Here is a 19,157-nt window from a genome sequence, read left to right on the forward strand (position 1 = left end):
CCGGGCGGCCCGCGTGGGAACGGGCGGAAACCGATGCGTCGTTCGCCCGGCGTGCTGGATACGATCGCCGGGTCAGCCCTCCCGGGCCCCGCCACGAATGGAGCACCCTGTGTCCGACCTCAAGATCGCCCTCGTCCACGCCGGTGAGCGTGAGGTGCGGGAGGTCACGACGGGCACCAAGGCGTGGGAGCTCTTCGCCGAGGACCCGGCCGTGGTCGTGGCCCGCGTCAACGGCGACCTGAAGGACCTCGCCCACGAGCTCGCCGACGGCGACGAGGTCGAGGGCGTGCTGATCGACAGCCCCGACGGCCACGACGTGCTGCGCCACTCCACCGCCCACGTGATGGCCCAGGCCGTCCAGGACCTGTTCCCCGACGCCAGGCTCGGCATCGGCCCGCCCGTCGTCGACGGCTTCTACTACGACTTCGACGTCGAGACCCCCTTCGTGCCCGAGGACCTGGTCAAGATCGAGTCGCGGATGCGCAAGATCATCAAGGAGGGCCAGAAGTTCTCCCGCCGGGTCACCAGCGACGCCGACGCGCTCACCGAGCTCGCCGACGAGCCGTACAAGATCGAGCTCATCGGTCTCAAGGGCGGAGCGGCCGACACCGAGGGTGCCGCCGTCGAGGTCGGCGCCGGCGAGCTGACGATCTACGACAACGTCGACCGGAAGGGCGAGACCGCCTGGTCGGACCTGTGCCGCGGCCCGCACCTGCCCACCACCAAGCGGATCCCGGCCTTCAAGCTGATGCGCTCCGCGGCGGCGTACTGGCGCGGGGACGAGAAGAACAAGCAGCTCCAGCGCATCTACGGCACCGCCTGGGAGTCCAAGGAGGCGCTCGAGGCGCACCTGCACCGCATCGAGGAGGCCGAGCGCCGCGACCACCGCAAGCTCGGTCGCGACCTCGACCTGTTCAGCTTCCCCGACGAGATCGGCTCCGGCCTGCCCGTCTTCCACCCCAAGGGCGGGGTGATCAAGCGGGAGATGGAGGACTACGTCCGTCGTCGGCACATCGAGGAGGGCTTCGAGTACGTCGGCACCCCGCACATCGCCAAGGAGGGTCTCTTCCACACCTCCGGGCACCTGCCCTACTACGGCGAGGGGATGTTCCCGGCGCTCGACGTCGATGGCATGGACTACCGCCTCAAGGCGATGAACTGCCCGATGCACAACCTCATCTACCGCTCGCGGCAGCGTTCCTACCGCGAGCTGCCGCTGCGCCTCTTCGAGTTCGGCAGCGTCTACCGCCACGAGAAGTCCGGGGTCGTGCACGGCCTGACCCGCGTCCGCGGCTTCGCCCAGGACGACTCGCACTCCTACGTGACCGCCGAGCAGGCGCCCGACGAGATCCGCCACCTGCTCGACTTCGTGCTCGGGCTGCTGCGCGACTTCGGTCTCGACGACTTCTACCTCGAGCTGTCCACCCGGGACGCCTCGAAGGACAAGTTCATCGGCTCCGACGAGGACTGGGAGGTGGCGACCAAGGTCCTCGAGGACGTGTGCCTCAGCACCGGGCTCGAGCTGGTCCCCGACCCGGGCGGCGCGGCGTACTACGGCCCCAAGGTCTCGGTGCAGGCCCGTGACGCCATCGGCCGGACCTGGCAGATGTCGACGATCCAGTACGACTTCAACCAGCCCTCAGCGGAGCGCTTCGCCCTCGAGTACGTCGCCAACGACGGCAGCCGCCAGCAGCCGGTGATGATCCACTCGGCCAAGTTCGGCTCCATCGAGCGGTTCATGGGCGTGCTCGTCGAGCACTACGCCGGCGCCTTCCCGCCGTGGTTGGCCCCCGTCCAGGTCCAGGCGATCCCCATCGCCGAGCGGCACGCCGACTACCTCTACGAGGTGGCGAAGCAGATGAAGCCGCTGGGCCTGCGGGTGGAGGTCGACGACTCCGACGACCGGATGCAGAAGAAGATCCGCAACGCCCAGCTGCAGAAGGTGCCGTTCATGATGATCGCCGGCGACGACGACATCGCCGCCGGTGCGGTCTCGTTCCGCTACCGCGACGGCCGCCAGGACAACGGGGTGCCGCTCGAGGAGGCGATCGAGCGGGTGCGCGCCGCCGTGGAGTCGCGCGAGCAGGTCTGAAGCGGGTGCGGCAGTCGGCGCGCCGGGCGGCAGGACTCGCACTCGTGCTGGTCCTGTCCGCCTGCGGTGGCTCGGCCGAGCCACCGCAGGCGGAGCCCGCGCAGCCGGCTCGGTCGACGGGTCCGCAGGCTGAGCAGGAGCCGCTCACGGTTCCCGAGGTGCCCGACGACCTCGAGGAGCGCGCCGACGAGGCGGCGATGGCCGACCTCGCCGCCCTCGCGGAGAAGGAGGCCGGCCGGCTGCCCCGGGCGGTCCGGGGGCCGCTCGAGGGCTCGGACATCAGCTGGCCGCAGTGCCCCCGCGGCCAGGGCATCCCGGAGCGTCGCACGCTGGGCCTGCCCATGCCGCTCGACTCCGCGCGCTACGTGGTGATGGGGCTGACCAACGGCCCGGCGTTCTTCCCCAACCCCTGCCTGGCCGAGCAGGTCAGCTGGGTGCGTGAGCGCGGCCTGCTCGCCGGGGCCTACGCCGTCACCAGCTACCCCGACCCGCAGACCCTGGCAGAGCTGGGGGAGCGCGGCCCCTACGACACCGGCGGTTCGGGCGATGCCTACGCGCGCCAGCGCAACGTGGGGTACCAGCAGGCGCTGTTCAACATCACCACCATGCGCGAGGCCGGGCTTCCGGCACCGATGATCTGGGTCGACGTCGAGCCGGTCCGCGACTGGGAGTGGTCCGACGACCTGGCGGCCAACGCCGCGGTGGTCGAGGGCGCCCGCCGCGGCTACGAGGACAAGGGCTACCGCATCGGCATCTACTCCACCGCCCACCTCTGGGCCCAGGCGGTCGGGGGCCTGAGCCTGGGCGTGCCCGAGTGGCGCGCGGCCGGGCCGACCTCGCGCGCCGAGGCGCTGCGCCGCTGCGGGGCGTCGTACGTCGTCCAGGGCGGGCCGGCGGCGATGGGCCAGTGGGTCGAGGACGACCGCGACCTCAACGTCACCTGTCCCGGCACCGACGAGCAGGTGCTGGGCTGGTTCCACCGGTTCTGACGCGCGCGTGGGCGAGGGCTCGATTTCCCCAGATCCGGATAGCCCCGGCCCCTTGCCGCGGCCGCCCCACCCGAGGAGGGTCGAGGGTGCGGGGGAGCCGCCCTCGCGGGGGAGAGGACACCACCATGCATGCACGCTCGACCACCATCACCGGGGATCCGTCCTCGGTCGACGACACCATCGCCTACGTGCGCGACGAGGTGATGCCGATGCTGACCTCGATGGACGGGTGCGTGGGGCTGTCCCTGGTCGTGGACCGTGAGATCGGTCGGGTGATCGCCACCAGCTCCTGGCGCGACGAGGAGGCGATGCACACCGGGGACCGTCAGCTGGGCCCGATGCGGGCCGAGGGCGGCAAGATCCTCGGCGGCAGCCCGCACGTCGAGGAGTGGGAGGTCGCCATGATGCACCGCGACCACGCCACCGGTGCCGACTCCTGCTGTCGCGTCACCTGGGGGCGACCCGCGGACCTCGACCGGTTCATCGCCGGGTGGCGCGAGCAGATGCTGCCGCGCATCGAGGCGATGCCGGAGTTCGCGGGGGCGAGCATGCTGGTCCAGCGCGGCTCGCGGCGCGCCTGCGTCACGGTCGCCTTCGACACCCGCGTCGGGCTGCTGTCGACGAGGGACGACGCCGCCCGGCTGCGGGAGCACGCCGTCGTCCACCTCGACGCCGAGATCCTCGACATCGCCGAGATGGAGCTCGCGATCGCCCACCTGCGGGTGCCCGAGCTGGTCTGACCGGGCCGCAGCGACGGGGGGTGCCTAGGATCGGGGCGTGGACCACGAGACGCTGCGCCAGGACGGCATCGGCAGCCCCGACGAGCTCGACCGGCTGTGGACGCCGCACCGGATGGCCTACATCCGGGGGGAGAACAAGCCCACCGACGGGTCGGCGGGGGAGTGCCCGTTCTGCCGGGTGCCGCGCCTCGGCGACGCCGAGGGCCTGGTCGTGCACCGCGGCGAGCTGGCGTTCGTGCTGCTCAACCTCTACCCCTACGCCCCCGGGCACCTCATGGTCTGTCCCTACCGCCACCTGGGGGACTACACCGAGACCACCGACGAGGAGGCCGCCGAGATCGCCGACCTCACCCGGGCCGCCATGCGGACCGTGCGGGCCACGTCGGCCGCTGGCGGGTTCAACATCGGGATGAACCAGGGCCACATCGCCGGCGCCGGCATCGCGGCCCACCTGCACCAGCACGTCGTACCGCGCTGGCCGGGCGACCAGAACTTCATGCCGATCATCGGTCGCACGAAGACGCTGCCCGAGCTGCTGGGCGAGACGCGCGACCTCCTGGCGGGGGCGTGGCAGCAGTGAGCCGGCACGACCGATAGCCTGCGACCACCATGTTGGACAGGTTCAAAGGCTTTTGGCAGGGCGTCGTGCTCGCCCCCTTCGTCACGCTCTTCATCAGGCTGGGCATCAGCCCCGACGTCGTCACCCTCGTCGGGACCCTCGGCGTGGCCGCGGGCGCGTTGATCTTCTTCCCGCAGGGCGAGCTGCTGATCGGTGTGCTGTTCATCACCGCGTTCGTCTTCAGCGACCTCATCGACGGGCAGATGGCCCGCACGATGGGTCGCTCCTCGACCTTCGGTGCCTTCTGGGACTCCACGCTCGACCGGATCGGTGACGGCGCGGTCTTCGGCGGCCTGGTGCTCTACTTCGCCGGCCCCGGTGACAGCACGCTCTACCTGGCGCTCTCGCTGTACTGCGTGGTGATGGGCTCGGTGACCTCCTACGCCCGGGCCCGTGCGGAGTCGCTGGGCATGGACGCCAAGGGCGGCATCGCCGAGCGCGCGGACCGGCTGGTGCTGATCCTGGTCGCCACCGGCCTCGGTGCGATCTTCGGGATCCCCGAGCTCATGTTCGCCGCCCTGTGGATCCTGGCGTTCGCCAACACCGCCACCGTGGTCTTCCGCATCGAGAAGGTCCGCAAGCAGGCCGTGGCCCGTGATGTCCACGACGCTGCTTGAGAATCGGCCTTCGCCGTAAAGGCTCGTAGAATCGAGGCATGACCCAGACGCCTCAGCAGCCCGCCGCCGACCAGCCCGGGACGGGCACCGACCGAGTCAAGCGCGGCATGGCCGAGATGCTCAAGGGCGGCGTCATCATGGACGTCGTCACCGCCGAGCAGGCCAAGATCGCCGAGGAGGCCGGAGCGGTCGCGGTGATGGCACTCGAGCGGGTGCCCGCCGACATCCGCGCGCAGGGCGGCGTCTCGCGCATGTCCGACCCCGACATGATCGACTCGATCATCGAGACCGTGTCGATCCCGGTCATGGCCAAGGCCCGCATCGGTCACTTCGTCGAGGCGCAGGTGCTGCAGAGCCTCGGGGTCGACTACGTCGACGAGTCCGAGGTGCTCACCCCGGCCGACTACACCAACCACATCGACAAGTGGCAGTTCACCGTGCCGTTCGTCTGCGGTGCCACCAACCTGGGCGAGGCGCTGCGCCGCATCACCGAGGGCGCGGCGATGATCCGCTCGAAGGGCGAGGCCGGCACCGGTGACGTCTCGAACGCCGTCACCCACATGCGCACCATCCTCGGGGAGATCCGCCGGCTCGGCGCGATGTCGCGCGACGAGCTGTACGTCGCCGCCAAGGAGCTCCAGGCGCCCTACGACCTCGTCGCCGAGGTCGCCTCGGCCGGCAAGCTGCCGGTCGTCCTGTTCACCGCCGGCGGCATCGCCACCCCCGCGGACGCGGCGATGATGATGCAGCTCGGCGCCGACGGCGTGTTCGTGGGCTCGGGCATCTTCAAGTCGGGCAACCCCGCCCAGCGCGCCGAGGCCATCGTCAAGGCGACCACCTTCCACGACGACCCGGCCATGGTCGCCAAGGTCTCGCGGGGCCTGGGTGAGGCCATGGTCGGCATCAACGTGGAGGACATCCCGCAGCCGCACCGGCTCGCCCAGCGTGGCTGGTGACCCGGCCCAGATATCGCGCTGACCCGGCCCAGATATCGCGCTGACCCGGCCCAGATATCGCGCTGACCCGGCCCAGATATCGCGCTGAGCAGGGGCCCCTGACCGGTCGGTGGTGCACAACTGACCGGTCGGTGGTGCAGAAGTGACCGCTCGTCCGTCACCTCAGCTCGGGGCAGTCCAGCTGCTCGCGGTCGGCGGCGCCGAGCGCGTCGTAGTCGCCGACCAGGTCCAGGACGGCGCCCTGCGCGTCGAGGTAGGCGCGGAAGTCGTACTGGTCCTGGGCCCACCACAGCTGCGGCTCGCCGCCGTTGTCGATCGTGTACTCGCCCGAGGGGTCACCCATCTGCTCGACGACCCTCTCGCGGTCGGCTCCCAGCTCCAGGTCGCACCAGGCCCGCACCCAGCGCTGGGGTGCCTGGCTCGAGGCACCCTCGGTGGCCTCGAGCCGGGGCTCCGTGCGCAGCACCCGCCACTGCGCGCGGTGGTAGACCAGCTCGGCGGTCTCCGAACCGGCGGCGAAGCTGGCGGCCACCGTCGCCTTCTCCCGCGTGGCCCGGGTCGTCTCCAGGCTCAGCGGGTCGAACTCGCGCAACGGGTCCTCCCACAACAGCGCCACGAAGCCGGTGCACGGGTCGCCCAGCTCGGCGCGATCGAGCAGGATCGCCTCGAAGCGCAGCGAGATCGTCAGGTCGGGGGCATGGCGCGCGCAGGCCGCCTCGGCGTCCTCGGCCTCGAGCGCCTCCAACCAGGCCAGGTACGCCGCCTGCGGCTCGTCGCTCGCTCCGTTGGCACCGGTGGCCGAGGTGCTGCTGACCAGCCCGCGCGGCTCGTCCCGCCCGTCCCGGTCGGCCCCGTCGCCGCCGCAGGCGCTCACCCCGAGGGCCAGCGTGACCAGGGGGACCACGAGGCTCGCTGCGCGCATGGGGGTCACTGTGCCACCCACCGTGGGGGCTCGCACGGGGGTCTCTAGACTCCGCGCGTGCCTGTCTCCACCTCGCCGACGATCGGTGTCCTCGCCCTGCAGGGCGACGTGCGCGAGCACCTCGCGGCCCTCGAGGGCCTCGGCTGCGCCACCCTGCGGGTACGCCGCCCGGCCGAGCTCGCCGCGTGCGACGCGCTGGTGCTGCCGGGCGGGGAGAGCACGACCATGGCCCGCCTGGCCAGGACGTTCGAGCTGCTCGAGCCGCTGCGGGAGGCCATCGCCGACGGGCTGCCGGTGCTCGGCACCTGCGCCGGGATGATCCTGCTGGCCGAGCGGGTGGTGGACGGCGCGGCAGGTCAGGAGACCCTCGGCGGCATCGACATGACCGTGCGGCGCAACGCCTTCGGACGCCAGGTCGACTCGTTCGAAGGGCCCGTGGAGATGACGGGGCTGGACGCGCCGGTGCACGGCGTCTTCATCCGCGCCCCGTGGGTCGAGCAGGTCGGTCCCGGGGTCGAGGTGCTTGCCCGTGTCCACCACGGGGACGCCGCAGGTAGGATCGTCGCGGTCCGTGAGGGCCACCTGATGGCGACGTCGTTCCACCCCGAGGTGGGGGGCGACTCCCGGGTCCACCAGTTGTTCGTGGACCTGGTCCGAGCCGTCTGAGCAGGAACCGGCCCTCGCGGGCCGGCGACGCAGGTGAGTTCAGGCGAGCCGAGTAGAAGAGGAAACAGATGTCCGGGCACTCCAAGTGGGCGACCACGAAGCACAAGAAGGCGATCGTCGACGCCAAGCGCGGCAAGATGTTCGCCAAGCTGGTGAAGAACGTCGAGGTGGCGGCCCGGATGGGCGGCGGTGACGTCACCGGCAACCCGACGCTCTACGACGCGATCCAGAAGGCCAAGAAGTCGTCGGTCCCCAACGACAACATCGACCGCGCGGTCAAGCGGGGCTCCGGCGCCGAGACCGGCGGAGCCGACTACCAGACGATCATGTACGAGGGCTACGGCCCCAGCGGCGTCGCGATGCTCATCGAGTGCCTCACGGACAACAAGAACCGTGCCGCGATGGAGGTCCGCACCGCGATGTCGCGCAACGGCGGCTCGCTGGCCGACCCGGGGTCGGTCTCCTTCCTCTTCCACCGCAAGGGCGTCGTGGTGGTCGCCAAGGAGCAGGACGGTCGCTTGGTCGGGGAGGACGACCTCCTCGAGGTCACCCTCGACGCCGGCGCCGAGGACGTCAACGACCTGGGGGAGGCCTACGAGGTCGTCTCCGAGGCCACCGACCTGGTCGGGGTCCGCACCGCGCTGCAGGCGGCCGGCATCGACTACGACTCCGCCGAGGCGCAGTTCGTCCCCGACATGCAGGTCTCGCTCGACAAGGACGGCGCCGAGAAGATGTTCCGCCTCGTCGACGTCCTCGAGGACCTCGACGACGTGCAGAACCTCTACGCCAACTTCGACGTGCCGGACGTCGTGATGGCCGAGCTCGACGCGACCGAGGACTGAGTCCCCGGCCCCGGCCCGCGTGTCGTGCCTGGGTCGCGCTGGCGGTCACGTAACGTCGGGTGCGAACAGACGTTCGACGAGAGGGTGACGGATGCGCGTGCTGGGGATCGACCCCGGGCTGACCCGGTGCGGCATGGGTGTCGTCGACGGCTCGGTCGGTCGGCCGCTCACCCTGGTCGACGTCAACGTGCTGCGCACGAGCAGCGACCTCCCGGTGGCGCAGCGCCTGGTCACCATCGAGCAGGGGGTCGAGGCCTGGATCGAGGAGTACCGCCCGGACGCGGTCGCGGTCGAACGGGTCTTCGCGCGCTCGGACGTCTCGACGGTGATGGGCACCGCCCAGGCCAGCGGCATCGCCATGGTCGTGGCCGCGCGTCGGGGTCTGCCGATCGCGCTGCACACGCCCAGCGAGGTCAAGGCGGCCGTCTCCGGCTCGGGGCGCGCCACCAAGCAGCAGGTCGGGGCGATGGTCACCCGCATCCTGCGCCTCGACGCCCCGCCCAAGCCGGCCGACGCCGCCGACGCCCTGGCCCTGGCCATCACCCACATCTGGCGCGGCGGGGCGCAGGCCCGGCTCGACCAGGCGGTCGCCCGCCAGACCCGCGCCGTGCCGACCCGCGCGGTCCCCACCCGTGCCACCACCACCCGCACCATCCCGAGGAGGACCCCGTGATCGCCTACGTCCGAGGCCCGGTCGCCGCGGTGACGCCGACCAGCGCCGTGCTCGAGGTCGGCGGGATCGGCCTGGAGCTCCTCTGCACCCCCGGCACGCTCGCCACGCTCTCGCCCAAGGTCGGCACCGGGCAGCAGGCCACGCTGCCCACCTCCATGGTGGTGCGGGAGGAGTCGCTGACGCTCTTCGGTTTCCTCGACGAGGACGAGAAGGTCTGCTTCGAGCTGCTCCAGACCGCGTCGGGGGTCGGCCCCAAGCTCGCCCAGGCGATGCTCGCGGTGCTCGCCCCCGACGACCTGCGCCGCGCGGTGGGCGGCGAGGACGTCAAGACCTTGACCCGGGTCCCCGGGATCGGCCAGAAGGGTGCGCAGCGGATCATCCTCGAGCTCAAGGACCGTCTCGGCGCCGCCGGCGCCGGTCGCAGCGCCAGCCCGGCCTCCTCGACCGTCGCGCCGTGGCGCGACCAGGTGCAGCAGGGCCTCGTCGGGCTGGGCTGGACGGTCAAGGACGCCGAGCAGGCCGTGGACGAGGTGGCCCCGGAAGCGGGGGAGGACCCCGACGTCGCGACGCTGCTGCGCTCCGCGCTGCGCATGCTCTCGAGGGTCTGACCCGCGATGCACGACGACCAGTACTCCGACCGGGACCCCCTCGCTGCCGCCGAGGAGCACCACCTGCGCTCCCTGACCGTGGCCGAGGCCGACGGCGACGAGCGCGCCGTCGAGGCCGCCCTGCGCCCGCGCAGCCTCGACGAGGTGGTGGGTCAGCAGCGGGTGCGCGACCAGCTCGGCCTCGTCCTCGAGGCGGCCCGCCGGCGCGAGCGCTGCCCCGACCACGTGCTGCTCTCCGGCCCGCCCGGCCTGGGCAAGACGACGCTGGCGATGATCATCGCCCACGAGATGAGCGTGCCCCTGCGCTTGACCAGCGGGCCCGCCATCACCCACGCGGGGGACCTGGCCGCCATCCTGTCCGGGCTCAACGAGGGCGACGTGCTGTTCATCGACGAGATCCACCGGATGTCGCGTCCGGCCGAGGAGATGCTCTACATGGCGATGGAGGACTTCCGGGTCGACGTCGTCATCGGCAAGGGCCCCGGGGCCACCGCCATCCCGCTCGAGATCCCGCCCTTCACACTGGTCGGCGCGACCACCCGGGCCGGCCTGCTGCCGGGGCCGCTGCGTGACCGGTTCGGCTTCACCGCCCAGCTGGAGTTCTACGACCCCCGGGACCTCGACACGATCGTGCACCGTTCGGCGGACCTGCTCGGGGTCGAGCTGACCAGCGAGGGCTCGGCGCAGATCGCCTTCCGCTCGCGCGGCACGCCGCGGATCGCGAACCGGCTGCTGCGCCGCGTGCGGGACTACGCCCAGGTGCGCGCCGGCGGGGTGGTCACCCTCGCGGTGGCCGAGGCCGCCCTGGAGCTCTACGAGGTCGACGACCTGGGTCTGGACCGTCTCGACCGTGGCGTCATCGACGTGCTGTGCCGCCGCTTCGGTGGTGGCCCGGTGGGCGTGTCCACGCTCGCGGTCGCCGTGGGGGAGGAGCGGGAGACCGTCGAGGAGGTCGCCGAGCCGTTCCTGGTGCGCATCGGATTCCTGGCCCGTACGCCGCGTGGTCGGGTCGCGACGCCGGCGGCCTGGGCGCACCTCGGCCTCACGCCGCCGCCGGGAGCCGTGGGCGACGAGCGGGCCCTCTTCGAGACCGACCCGGGCTGAGCACGACCCGTCGGGGCGGGGATGCTGGAGGTCACACCCCCGCGGCTACACTTTCGCGCGGCCGTCCCGGGCTCGTTCCCGGCGGCCACACCTGTCGTATATGTGGAGAGGTCCGTCGTGGAGGGCTTAGCCCCGTTCCTGCCCCTGGTGGGTATCGCGCTCGTGTTCTGGCTGCTGATCATCCGACCGCAGTCCCGCCGCAACCGCGAGATGATCGCCATGCAGCAGTCGATCAGCGTCGGGGACGAGGTGCTGCTGACCTCCGGGATCCACGGCACCGTCCGCGGCCTCGACGACGACTCGTTCGAGCTCGAGGTGGCCCCGGGCGTCGCGCTCCGGGTGGCCCGCGGCGCCGTCGGGCGGATCCTCCCCCCCGACGCCCCGGACACCTTCGACGCCCCCGAGGAGCTCTGAGGTGGCCGGTCGCAGGCCCAGTCCCGGACGCACCCTGGTCGCGTTCTTCGTCTCGGTGGCCGTCCTCTTCGGCCTCGTCGCGCTGGCCGGCAGCTGGACGCCGCAGCTTGGCCTGGACCTGCAGGGTGGCACCAGCATCACCCTGCGGGCCGAGGGCGACCCGACCGACGAGTCGCTCGAGGAAGCCCGCAAGATCATCGACGACCGCGTCAACGGCTCCGGGGTCGCCGAGGCCGAGGTGACCACGCAGGGCGGCCAGGACATCGTCGTGGAGGTGCCGGGCAAGAACCGGCGCGACCTGCTCGACACCGTCCAGCGCACCGCCCAGCTGCGCTTCCGGCTCGTGGCCTGCTCCCAGGCCGACGGCCGCTGCCAGAGCACCACCGGCCTCCCCGACGGAGTCATCCCCGAGGCGCCCGGCGCCGAGGGGCTCACCGGTCAGCCCCAGGACCAGCAGCAGGGCAACAACCGCCCGTCGGTCGGGTTCGGCGTCAAGGCCGGCACCGAGACCGACGGCCCCACCGGTGAGCCCAGCGACGAGCCCAGCGACGAGCCCAGCGACGAGCCCAGCGACGAGCCCAGCAAGAAGCCCGGCAAGAAGGGCGGGCAGCCGGACGCCTTCGCGCAGTGCGTCACCGCGGCCGCTGACGACAAGCTCATCGACGACCCGCTGAGCTGGATCGACACGCCGACCACCGAGTGCGTCACGGCGTTCTCCCAGTACCAGTGCCCGGCCGACGGCCCGGCGTCGCCGATGAGCGACGACCCGGACGCCCCGCTCATCACCTGCGACGAGGACGGCGTGGCCTACCTGCTGTCCCCGGCGATGATCGAGGGCACCGCGCTCTCCGACGCCTCGTCGGCGATCCCGCAGGGCGAGGTCGCCTACGTCGTGCAGCTCTCCTTCGACGGGGCCGGCACGAACATCTTCGCCGACATCTCCCGTGGCCTGTACGGCACCGAGAAGCAGTTCGCGATCGTGCTCGACGGCGAGGTCCTGTCGGCGCCGACCATGAACGGCGTCATCGTGGACGGCAACGCCCAGATCAGCGGTGACTTCACCGAGACCAGCGCGGGCAGCCTCGCGACCAGCCTGAAGTTCGGCGCCCTGCCGATCGCCTTCGAGGACGACCCGCTGACCCAGGTCATCGGCCCCACCCTCGCCGGCGACCAGCTCTCGGCCGGCCTGCTCGCGGGCGGCATCGGGCTGGGCATCGTGATGCTCTACTGCCTGCTCTACTACCGCGGGCTCGGCACGGTCGTCATCGCCTCGCTGCTCGTCGCGGCGGCGATCACCTACGGGATGGTCCTGCTGCTCAGCGAGACCGCCGGGTTCACCCTGACCCTGCCCGGCATCGCCGGGCTGATCGTGGCGGTCGGGATCACGGCCGACTCCTTCATCGTGCTCTTCGAACGCATCCGCGACGAGATGCGCGACGGCAAGTCGATGCGGGTCGCGGTCGAGTCGGGCTGGAAGCGGGCACGCAACACCGCCGTCGCCGCCGACGCGGTGTCGCTCCTGGCCGCGGTCATCCTCTACATCTTCGCGGCCGGCGTGGTGAAGGGCTTCGCCTTCGCGCTCGGCCTGACCACGGTCATCGACCTGGTCGTGTTCTTCTTCTTCACCAAGCCGGCCGTCTCCTGGCTGGCCCGCTTCCCGTTCTTCCACTCCGGCCACCGCCTCTCCGGTCTCAACGCCGAGACCCTCGGCGTCGACCGGCTCCCGGCAGGAGGGACCGTCTGATGGGCAGGTACTCGCGACTCGGCAACGCCCTCTACACCGGGGACCGCTCGATCGACTTCGTCGGCAAGAAGTGGCTCTGGTACGCCATCTCGGTGGTCCTGGTGGCCGTGGCGATCCTCGGGGTCAGCGTGCGCGGGCTCGACCTGGGCATCGAGTTCACCGGCGGCACGCAGTACCGCGTGAGCCTGGGCGCCAGCGCGACCCAGCAGCAGGCCGACGAGCTGCGCGCCAGCGTCTCCGGCACCGGTGTCGACGGCGCCGCCTCCCCGGTGGTCAGCACCCTGGGCGAGCAGGCGCTGCTCGTGCAGACCGGACAGCTCTCGCAGGACGACAGCGACACCGTCGCCCGGGCCATCGTCGAGGCGACCGGGATCGACCCCGCCGCGGACCTGTCGCAGGAGGACATCGGCGCGAGCTGGGGGGCCGACGTGGCCCGCTCCTCGCTGATCGGTCTCGCCGTCTTCCTCTTCTTCGTCATCCTCTTCATCTGGGCCTACTTCCGCGAGTGGAAGATGTCGGTGGCCGCCCTCGTCGCGCTGGCCCACGACGTGGCCATCACGGTCGGCGTCTACGCCCTGCTCGGCTTCGAGGTCACGCCCGCGACCGTCACCGGCCTGCTGACGATCCTGGCGTTCTCGCTCTACGACACCGTGGTCGTCTTCGACAAGGTTCGCGAGAACACCGCCGGGCTCGGCCGCGGCGGCACCACCTACGCCCGGGCCGCGAACCTCGCGGTCAACCAGACCCTGGTGCGGTCGATCAACACGTCGCTGGTGGCGCTGCTCCCGGTCGGGGCGATCCTCTACGTGAGCGCCGTCCAGCTCGGGGCCAGCTCCCTGCAGGACCTCGCGCTCGCGCTCTTCGTCGGCATGGCGGCCGGCACCTACTCCTCGGTGTTCATCGCCACCCCGCTGCTCGTGGACCTGAAGTCCGGCGAGACCGAGGTGGTGATGGCCGAGCGTCGCGCCAAGGCACGCGCCCGGGCCGGAGACCGCTACGCGGCGGTCCCCGGGTACGTCGAGGGCATGGCGGCGCCCGTCGAGCCGGGGACCCGCCCTGGGCCGGCGGCGCCGATCGCTCCGAGCGCACCCGTGACCGCACCCCGCACGGCCCCGCCGCGGGCCACCGAGCCCATGGGTCGCGGCCGCACCGTGCCGCAGGCGCGTGGCCCGGTGGGTCCCAGCGGGGCCTCGGGTCGCCAGCAGCCGAGCCGGCAGAGCCGCTCCAAGCGCGGCAAGAAGTGAGCCTGGTCGCGGCCCGCGAGGCCCTGGACCGGTTGATCCGCGACGTCCCGGACTTCCCCGAGCCCGGGGTGGTCTTCAAGGACATCACCCCGGTGCTGGCCGACCACGCCGGGCTGGCCGCGGTCGTCGCCGGGCTCGCCGAGGCCGGTCGCGACGAGCAGGGCAGGTCCGTGGTCGACACCGTGGTGGGCATGGAGGCCCGGGGGTTCATCCTCGGCGCTCCCGTCGCGCTGGCGCTGGGTGCCGGGTTCGTCCCGGTGCGCAAGGCCGGCAAGCTGCCCCGCGAGACGCACGCGGTCTCCTACGACCTGGAGTACGGCTCGGCGACCCTCGAGCTGCACACCGACGCCGTGCGCGCCGGCAGCCGGGTCCTGCTGGTCGACGACGTGCTCGCCACCGGAGGCACCGCGCGGGCCACCGTCGAGCTGGTGGAGCGCTGCGGCGCCACGGTCGTCGGAGTGGCGGTGCTGATGGACCTGGCGTTCCTGCCGTGGCGGGACGCGCTCGGCGAGGTCGCGGTCACCACGTTGCTCAGTGTCGGGTCCGACCGGGCCTAGACTGACGCCGTGAGCACGGATCGCCCCGCCCCCCGAACGAGGCGGTCCCGGAGCGCCTCCAGGACAGCGTCCCGGTCTCCTCGCGCAGCATGCGGTCACGGCTGGCCCGGATGGGTCATCGCAGCCAGGGCGGCAACCCGGTCCTCGAGCCGCTCTTCCGCGCGGTGCGCGCCAACCACCCCAAGGCCGACCTGGCGCTGCTGGAGCGCGCCTACGTCACCGCCGAGCGGCTGCACGGCACCCAGATGCGCAAGAGCGGCGACCCCTACATCACCCACCCGCTGGCGGTGACCACGATCCTGGCCGGGATCGGGATGACCGAGCCGACGCTGGCCGCCGCGCTCCTGCACGACACGGTGGAGGACACTGCGTACACGCTGGAGGAGCTGCGGGTCGACTTCGGCGAGGAGGTGGCGCTGCTGGTCGACGGGGTCACCAAGCTCGACAAGGTCGTCTACGGGGACTCAGCGCAGGCCGAGACCATCCGCAAGATGATCGTCGCGATGTCGCGCGACATCCGGGTGCTGGTCATCAAGCTCGCCGACCGCCTGCACAACATGCGCACCCTGCGGTTCGTGCCGCAGAAGAGCCAGGAGCGCACCGCCCGCGAGACCCTCGACATCTACGCACCGCTGGCGCACCGACTGGGCATGAACACCATCAAGTGGGAGCTCGAGGACCTCGCGTTCGCCACCCTGCACCCCAAGATCTACGACGAGATCGTGCGGATGGTCGCCGAGCGCGCGCCCTCGCGCGACCAGTTCATGGCCCAGGTCATCACCCAGGTCGAGGCCGACCTGCGCGAGGCCAAGGTCAAGGCCAAGGTCACCGGTCGACCCAAGCACTACTACTCGATCTACCAGAAGATGATCCTGGGCGGACGCGAGTTCTCCGACATCTACGACCTGGTCGGCATCCGGGTGCTGGTCGAGGAGGACCGCGACTGCTACGCCGTCCTGGGCGTCCTGCACTCGCGGTGGAACCCGGTGCTGGGGCGGTTCAAGGACTACGTCGCGATGCCGAAGTTCAACATGTACCAGTCGTTGCACACCACCGTCATGGGCCCGCAGGGCAAGCCGGTCGAGATGCAGATCCGCACCTTCGCCCAGCACCGCCGCGCGGAGTACGGCGTCGCGGCGCACTGGAAGTACAAGGAGGACGGTCGCACCGGGGTCGACACCGAGAAGCGCGCCGACCTCGACGACATGTCCTGGGTGCGCCAGCTGCTCGACTGGCAGAGCGAGGTCGAGGACCCGGGCGAGTTCCTGGAGTCGCTGCGCTTCGAGATCAACCGGGCCGAGACCTACGTCTTCACCCCTCGCGGCGACGTGATCGCGCTGCCCTCGGGGTCGACCCCGGTCGACTTCGCCTACGCGGTGCACACCGAGGTGGGGCACCACACCATCGGTGCCCGGGTCAACGGTCGGCTGGTGCCGCTGGAGTCGCGCCTCGACAACGGCGACGTCGTGGAGGTCTTCACCTCCAAGTCACCGAACGCCGGACCCTCGCGCGACTGGCTGACGTTCGTGAAGTCCCCGCGTGCCCGCTCCAAGATCCGGCAGTGGTTCACCAAGGAGCGCCGCGAGGAGGCGATCGAGCGGGGCAAGGACCAGATCGCCAAGCTGATGCGCAAGGAGGGGCTGGCCCTCAAGCGGCTGCTCTCGCACGAGTCGTTGATGCTGGCGGCCGAGCACTTCAAGCTCGCCGACGTCACCGCGCTCTACGCGGCGGTGGGGGAGAACAACCTCTCCGCCCAGGCCGTCGTCAAGCAGGTGCTCGAGGTGCACGGGGGAGCGCAGGGCGCCCAGGAGGACCTGGCCGAGGCCGTCACCATCACCGGGCGCCGCGGGCACCGCCGCCCCACCGGGTCCGGCGACGCGGGCGTCGTCGTCAAGGGCGCCTCCGACCTGTGGGTCAAGCTCGCCAAGTGCTGCACGCCGGTGCCCCCCGACCCGATCCTGGGCTTCGTCACCAAGGGCGGAGGGGTGTCGGTGCACCGGCGCGACTGCACCAACGCGACGGCCCTGCAGTCCCAGCCCGAGAAGCTGCTCGACGTCGAGTGGGCGCCGACCACGACCTCGACCTTCCTGGTCAACATCCAGGTCGAGGCGCTCGACCGGGCCCGGTTGCTCTCCGACATCACGATGGCGCTCTCGGACGCCCACGTGAACATCCTGTCGGCGCAGCTGGCCACCAACCGCGACCGGGTCGCGAAGAGCCGCTTCACCTTCGAGATGGCCGAGACCAAGCACCTCGACACCGTGCTGCGCGCGGTGCGGGGGGTGCCCGGCGTCTTCGACGCCTACCGGGTCACCCAGTAGGCCGCGGCCGGACTCGGTTCAGCTGCCGTACTCCGCGGACGCGCGGCGCGCCATCTCCAGGAACGACTGGCGCGAGGCGAGGTTCTCCTCCAGCTCGGCGACCTTCGCGGCGCTGCCGGCGGCGCGCGCCTTCTCGAGGTCGGCCTCCACCTGGTCGATGGCGGCCTGGAGCTTGGAGACCATGTCGTCGGCGCGCGCGGACTTCTCGGGGTCCGAGCGACGCCACTGCTCGTCCTCGTGGCCGCGGATGGTCTGCTCGACCTTGGCGATGCGACCCTCGAGCTCCTTGATCCGGGCGCGCGGGACCTTGCCGGCCGCGTCCCAGCGCTCGGCGATGACGCGGTAGGCGCGCTTGGCGGCCTCGATGTCGCCGGTCTCGGCGAGCGCCGGCAGCAGGGCCTCGGCCTCCACGATCAGGGCGTCCTTGACCTCGGCGTTGGCCGCGAACTCCTCGTCGAGGGCGGCGTTCGCGGCGTCGCGGGCACCGAAGAACTGGTCCTGGGCGCCACGGAAGCGCTTCCAGAGCCGGTCGTCGACGTCCTTGGGTGCCGGGCCGGCGGCCTTCCAGTCGCGCATCAGGTCGCGGTAGCGCCCCGCTGTGGGACCCCAGTCGGTGGAGTCGGCCAGCGACTCGGCCTCGGCGGCGAGCCGCTCCTTGACGGCCCGGGCGCCCTCGCGCTCCTGGCTCTGCTGCGCGAAGTGGGCCTTGCGGCGCCGGGTGTAGCCGGTGCGGGCGGTCGAGAAGCGACGCCACAGGGCGTCGTCGGAGGCCCGGTCGATGCGCGGGACCGCCTTCCACTGCTCGAGGAGGTCGCGCAGACGGTTCGCTCCGTGGCGCCAGTCGTCGCTCTCGGCGAGCTTCTCGGCCTGGACCACCAGCTTCTCCTTGGCGGCCCTGGCCTCGGCGCTGCGCTTCTCCTTCTCCACCCGACGCGCCTCGCGCTGGGAGGCCAGCACCGGCGCCAGGGCGTCGAGGCGACCCTCGAGGCCGGCGAGGTCGCCCACGGCGTTGGCGCCGCTGACCTGGGCGCGCACGGTGCGCACCGACTCTGTGGCCTCCTCGGGCGACATCACCCCGGAGTTGACCCGCTTCTCGAGCAGCTCGACCTCGAAGGCGAGTGCGGCGTAGCGCTCGGTGAAGAAGGCGAGTGCCTCCTCGGGCGTGCCCGCGGGGTAGGACCCCACGGACCGCTCGCCGTCGGCGGTCTTGACGTAGACGGTCCCGTCGTCGTCGACCCGGCCCCACTGGTGGCTCGTCACAAAGATTCCCTGTGTCTCGGTGCCCCGGTGCGAGAGGCAGGTGAAGATGTGCGTCACATGCTAATCGCGTCGTGCTGGTTCGGCTCCCGGCGCCCCGGTCGATAGTGTGACGCCGTGTTGATCGCCGGCTTCCCCGCAGGCCCTTGGGGCACCAACTGCTACGTCGTGGCCACCGGACCGGGCTCCGAGTGCGTCGTCATCGACCCGGGCAAGGACGCCGCCCAGGGGGTCGCCGACGTGGTCCGCGAGCACCGGCTCAAGCCGGTCTCGGTGCTGGTCACCCACGGTCACGTCGACCACATGTGGTGCGTGGCCCCCGTGGCCGGCACGTACGACTCGACGGCCTGGATCCACCCCGCCGACCGGCACCTGCTGAGCGACCCGATGGCGGGGATGTCGCGCGAGACCACCCAGATGCTGCTCGGGGGGTCCTACGAGTGGGCCGAGCCGGACGACGTGCGCGAGCTCGCCGACGACCAGGTGCTGGAGCTGGCGGGGCTGCGCTTCGTCGTCGACCACACCCCCGGGCACACCGAGGGGTCGGTGACCTTCCGGACGCCGTACGACGCCCAGGACGTCTCCGAGGTGATGTTCTCCGGCGACCTGCTCTTCGCCGGCTCCATCGGGCGCACCGACCTGCCCGGCGGCGACCACGCGACGATGCTGCGCAGCCTGGCGACCAAGGTGCTGCCGCTCGCCGACGACATCGTCGTGCTGCCCGGCCACGGTGAGCAGACCTCCATCGCCCGAGAGCGGGCGACCAACCCGTTCCTCCAGGACCTCTGAGGA

At 71.6% G+C, this 19,157-nt stretch carries 19 protein-coding genes; 17 read left to right on the top strand and 2 right to left on the bottom strand.

Going from position 1 to position 19,157, the window contains the following annotated elements; translation table 11 throughout:
* Window positions 1-97 precede the first annotated feature (97 nt).
* The 6 genes from thrS (at window position 98) to pdxS (ending at window position 6,013) form a co-directional block, all read left to right on the top strand.
* Entirely contained in the window at window positions 98-2,092 is a 1,995-nt protein-coding gene (gene thrS / locus I601_RS14650) for a threonine--tRNA ligase (RefSeq protein WP_169834712.1), read from the top strand.
* Between the two features lie 158 nt (window positions 2,093-2,250).
* The gene (locus tag I601_RS14655; RefSeq protein WP_237089422.1) at window positions 2,251-3,081 is read left to right on the top strand and encodes a glycoside hydrolase family 25 domain-containing protein; all 831 of its coding nucleotides are present in this window, start codon (window positions 2,251-2,253) and stop codon (window positions 3,079-3,081) included.
* Between the two features lie 125 nt (window positions 3,082-3,206).
* Window positions 3,207-3,821 carry an antibiotic biosynthesis monooxygenase gene (locus tag I601_RS14660; protein ID WP_068111198.1) on the top strand — a complete coding sequence of 205 codons (615 nt, stop codon included), beginning with the start codon at window positions 3,207-3,209 and terminating at the stop codon, window positions 3,819-3,821.
* A 37-nt stretch (window positions 3,822-3,858) separates the two neighbouring features.
* Complete coding sequence (locus I601_RS14665; protein WP_068111201.1) at window positions 3,859-4,401, top strand: HIT family protein; 543 nt, start codon at window positions 3,859-3,861, stop codon at window positions 4,399-4,401.
* A gap of 29 nt (window positions 4,402-4,430) precedes the next feature.
* Entirely contained in the window at window positions 4,431-5,057 is a 627-nt protein-coding gene (pgsA, locus tag I601_RS14670; RefSeq protein WP_068111203.1) for a phosphatidylinositol phosphate synthase, read from the top strand.
* 38 nt (window positions 5,058-5,095) lie between these two features.
* Entirely contained in the window at window positions 5,096-6,013 is a 918-nt protein-coding gene (gene pdxS / locus I601_RS14675) for a pyridoxal 5'-phosphate synthase lyase subunit PdxS (protein ID WP_068111205.1), read from the top strand.
* Window positions 6,014-6,170: 157 nt separating this feature from the next.
* On the opposite strand, the gene I601_RS14680 is transcribed toward pdxS, so the two are convergent.
* Entirely contained in the window at window positions 6,171-6,935 is a 765-nt protein-coding gene (locus I601_RS14680; RefSeq protein WP_068111208.1) for a hypothetical protein, read from the bottom strand.
* A 57-nt stretch (window positions 6,936-6,992) separates the two neighbouring features.
* On the opposite strand from I601_RS14680, the gene pdxT reads away from it, so the two are divergent.
* The 10 genes from pdxT to I601_RS14730 all read left to right on the top strand — a co-directional run bounded on the left by pdxT (window position 6,993) and on the right by I601_RS14730 (window position 17,108).
* Window positions 6,993-7,601, top strand: coding sequence for a pyridoxal 5'-phosphate synthase glutaminase subunit PdxT (gene pdxT / locus I601_RS14685; RefSeq protein WP_068111212.1), 609 nt, complete (start codon window positions 6,993-6,995; stop codon window positions 7,599-7,601).
* Window positions 7,602-7,669: 68 nt separating this feature from the next.
* The gene (locus I601_RS14690; protein ID WP_068111214.1) at window positions 7,670-8,443 is read left to right on the top strand and encodes a YebC/PmpR family DNA-binding transcriptional regulator; all 774 of its coding nucleotides are present in this window, start codon (window positions 7,670-7,672) and stop codon (window positions 8,441-8,443) included.
* A gap of 100 nt (window positions 8,444-8,543) precedes the next feature.
* Entirely contained in the window at window positions 8,544-9,116 is a 573-nt protein-coding gene (gene ruvC, locus I601_RS14695) for a crossover junction endodeoxyribonuclease RuvC (RefSeq protein ID WP_237089632.1), read from the top strand.
* Window positions 9,113-9,724 (top strand): Holliday junction branch migration protein RuvA, encoded by a 612-nt coding sequence (gene ruvA / locus I601_RS14700; RefSeq protein ID WP_068111220.1) that lies wholly within the window; start codon window positions 9,113-9,115, stop codon window positions 9,722-9,724. Before ruvC ends, ruvA begins: the two co-directional genes overlap by 4 nt.
* 6 nt (window positions 9,725-9,730) lie before the next feature.
* Window positions 9,731-10,828, top strand: a complete 1,098-nt coding sequence (gene ruvB / locus I601_RS14705; RefSeq protein WP_084527661.1) for a Holliday junction branch migration DNA helicase RuvB — start codon at window positions 9,731-9,733, stop codon at window positions 10,826-10,828.
* A gap of 117 nt (window positions 10,829-10,945) precedes the next feature.
* Window positions 10,946-11,242 (top strand): preprotein translocase subunit YajC, encoded by a 297-nt coding sequence (gene yajC, locus I601_RS14710; RefSeq protein ID WP_218917674.1) that lies wholly within the window; start codon window positions 10,946-10,948, stop codon window positions 11,240-11,242.
* 1 nt (window position 11,243) lies between these two features.
* The gene (gene secD / locus I601_RS14715; RefSeq protein ID WP_068111226.1) at window positions 11,244-12,986 is read left to right on the top strand and encodes a protein translocase subunit SecD; all 1,743 of its coding nucleotides are present in this window, start codon (window positions 11,244-11,246) and stop codon (window positions 12,984-12,986) included.
* Window positions 12,986-14,230, top strand: coding sequence for a protein translocase subunit SecF (gene secF, locus I601_RS14720; RefSeq protein WP_068111227.1), 1,245 nt, complete (start codon window positions 12,986-12,988; stop codon window positions 14,228-14,230). The genes secD and secF overlap by 1 nt, the downstream gene beginning before the upstream one ends.
* 2 nt (window positions 14,231-14,232) lie before the next feature.
* Entirely contained in the window at window positions 14,233-14,787 is a 555-nt protein-coding gene (locus tag I601_RS14725; RefSeq protein ID WP_068115000.1) for an adenine phosphoribosyltransferase, read from the top strand.
* A gap of 89 nt (window positions 14,788-14,876) precedes the next feature.
* Entirely contained in the window at window positions 14,877-17,108 is a 2,232-nt protein-coding gene (locus tag I601_RS14730) for a RelA/SpoT family protein (protein ID WP_068111230.1), read from the top strand.
* 18 nt (window positions 17,109-17,126) lie between these two features.
* Here the strand turns inward: I601_RS14730 and I601_RS14735 are convergent, their stop codons facing one another.
* A complete protein-coding gene (locus tag I601_RS14735) occupies window positions 17,127-18,368 on the bottom strand; it encodes a DUF349 domain-containing protein (protein WP_068111233.1) in 1,242 nt (413 codons plus the stop codon).
* 114 nt (window positions 18,369-18,482) lie between these two features.
* Here I601_RS14735 and I601_RS14740 point away from each other — a divergent pair, with 114 nt between their 5' ends.
* Window positions 18,483-19,154 (top strand): MBL fold metallo-hydrolase, encoded by a 672-nt coding sequence (locus tag I601_RS14740; protein WP_068111236.1) that lies wholly within the window; start codon window positions 18,483-18,485, stop codon window positions 19,152-19,154.
* Window positions 19,155-19,157 lie beyond the last annotated feature (3 nt).

Origin of the sequence: Nocardioides dokdonensis FR1436 (assembly GCF_001653335.1) — a bacterium.
GTDB lineage: Bacteria > Actinomycetota > Actinomycetes > Propionibacteriales > Nocardioidaceae > Nocardioides > Nocardioides dokdonensis.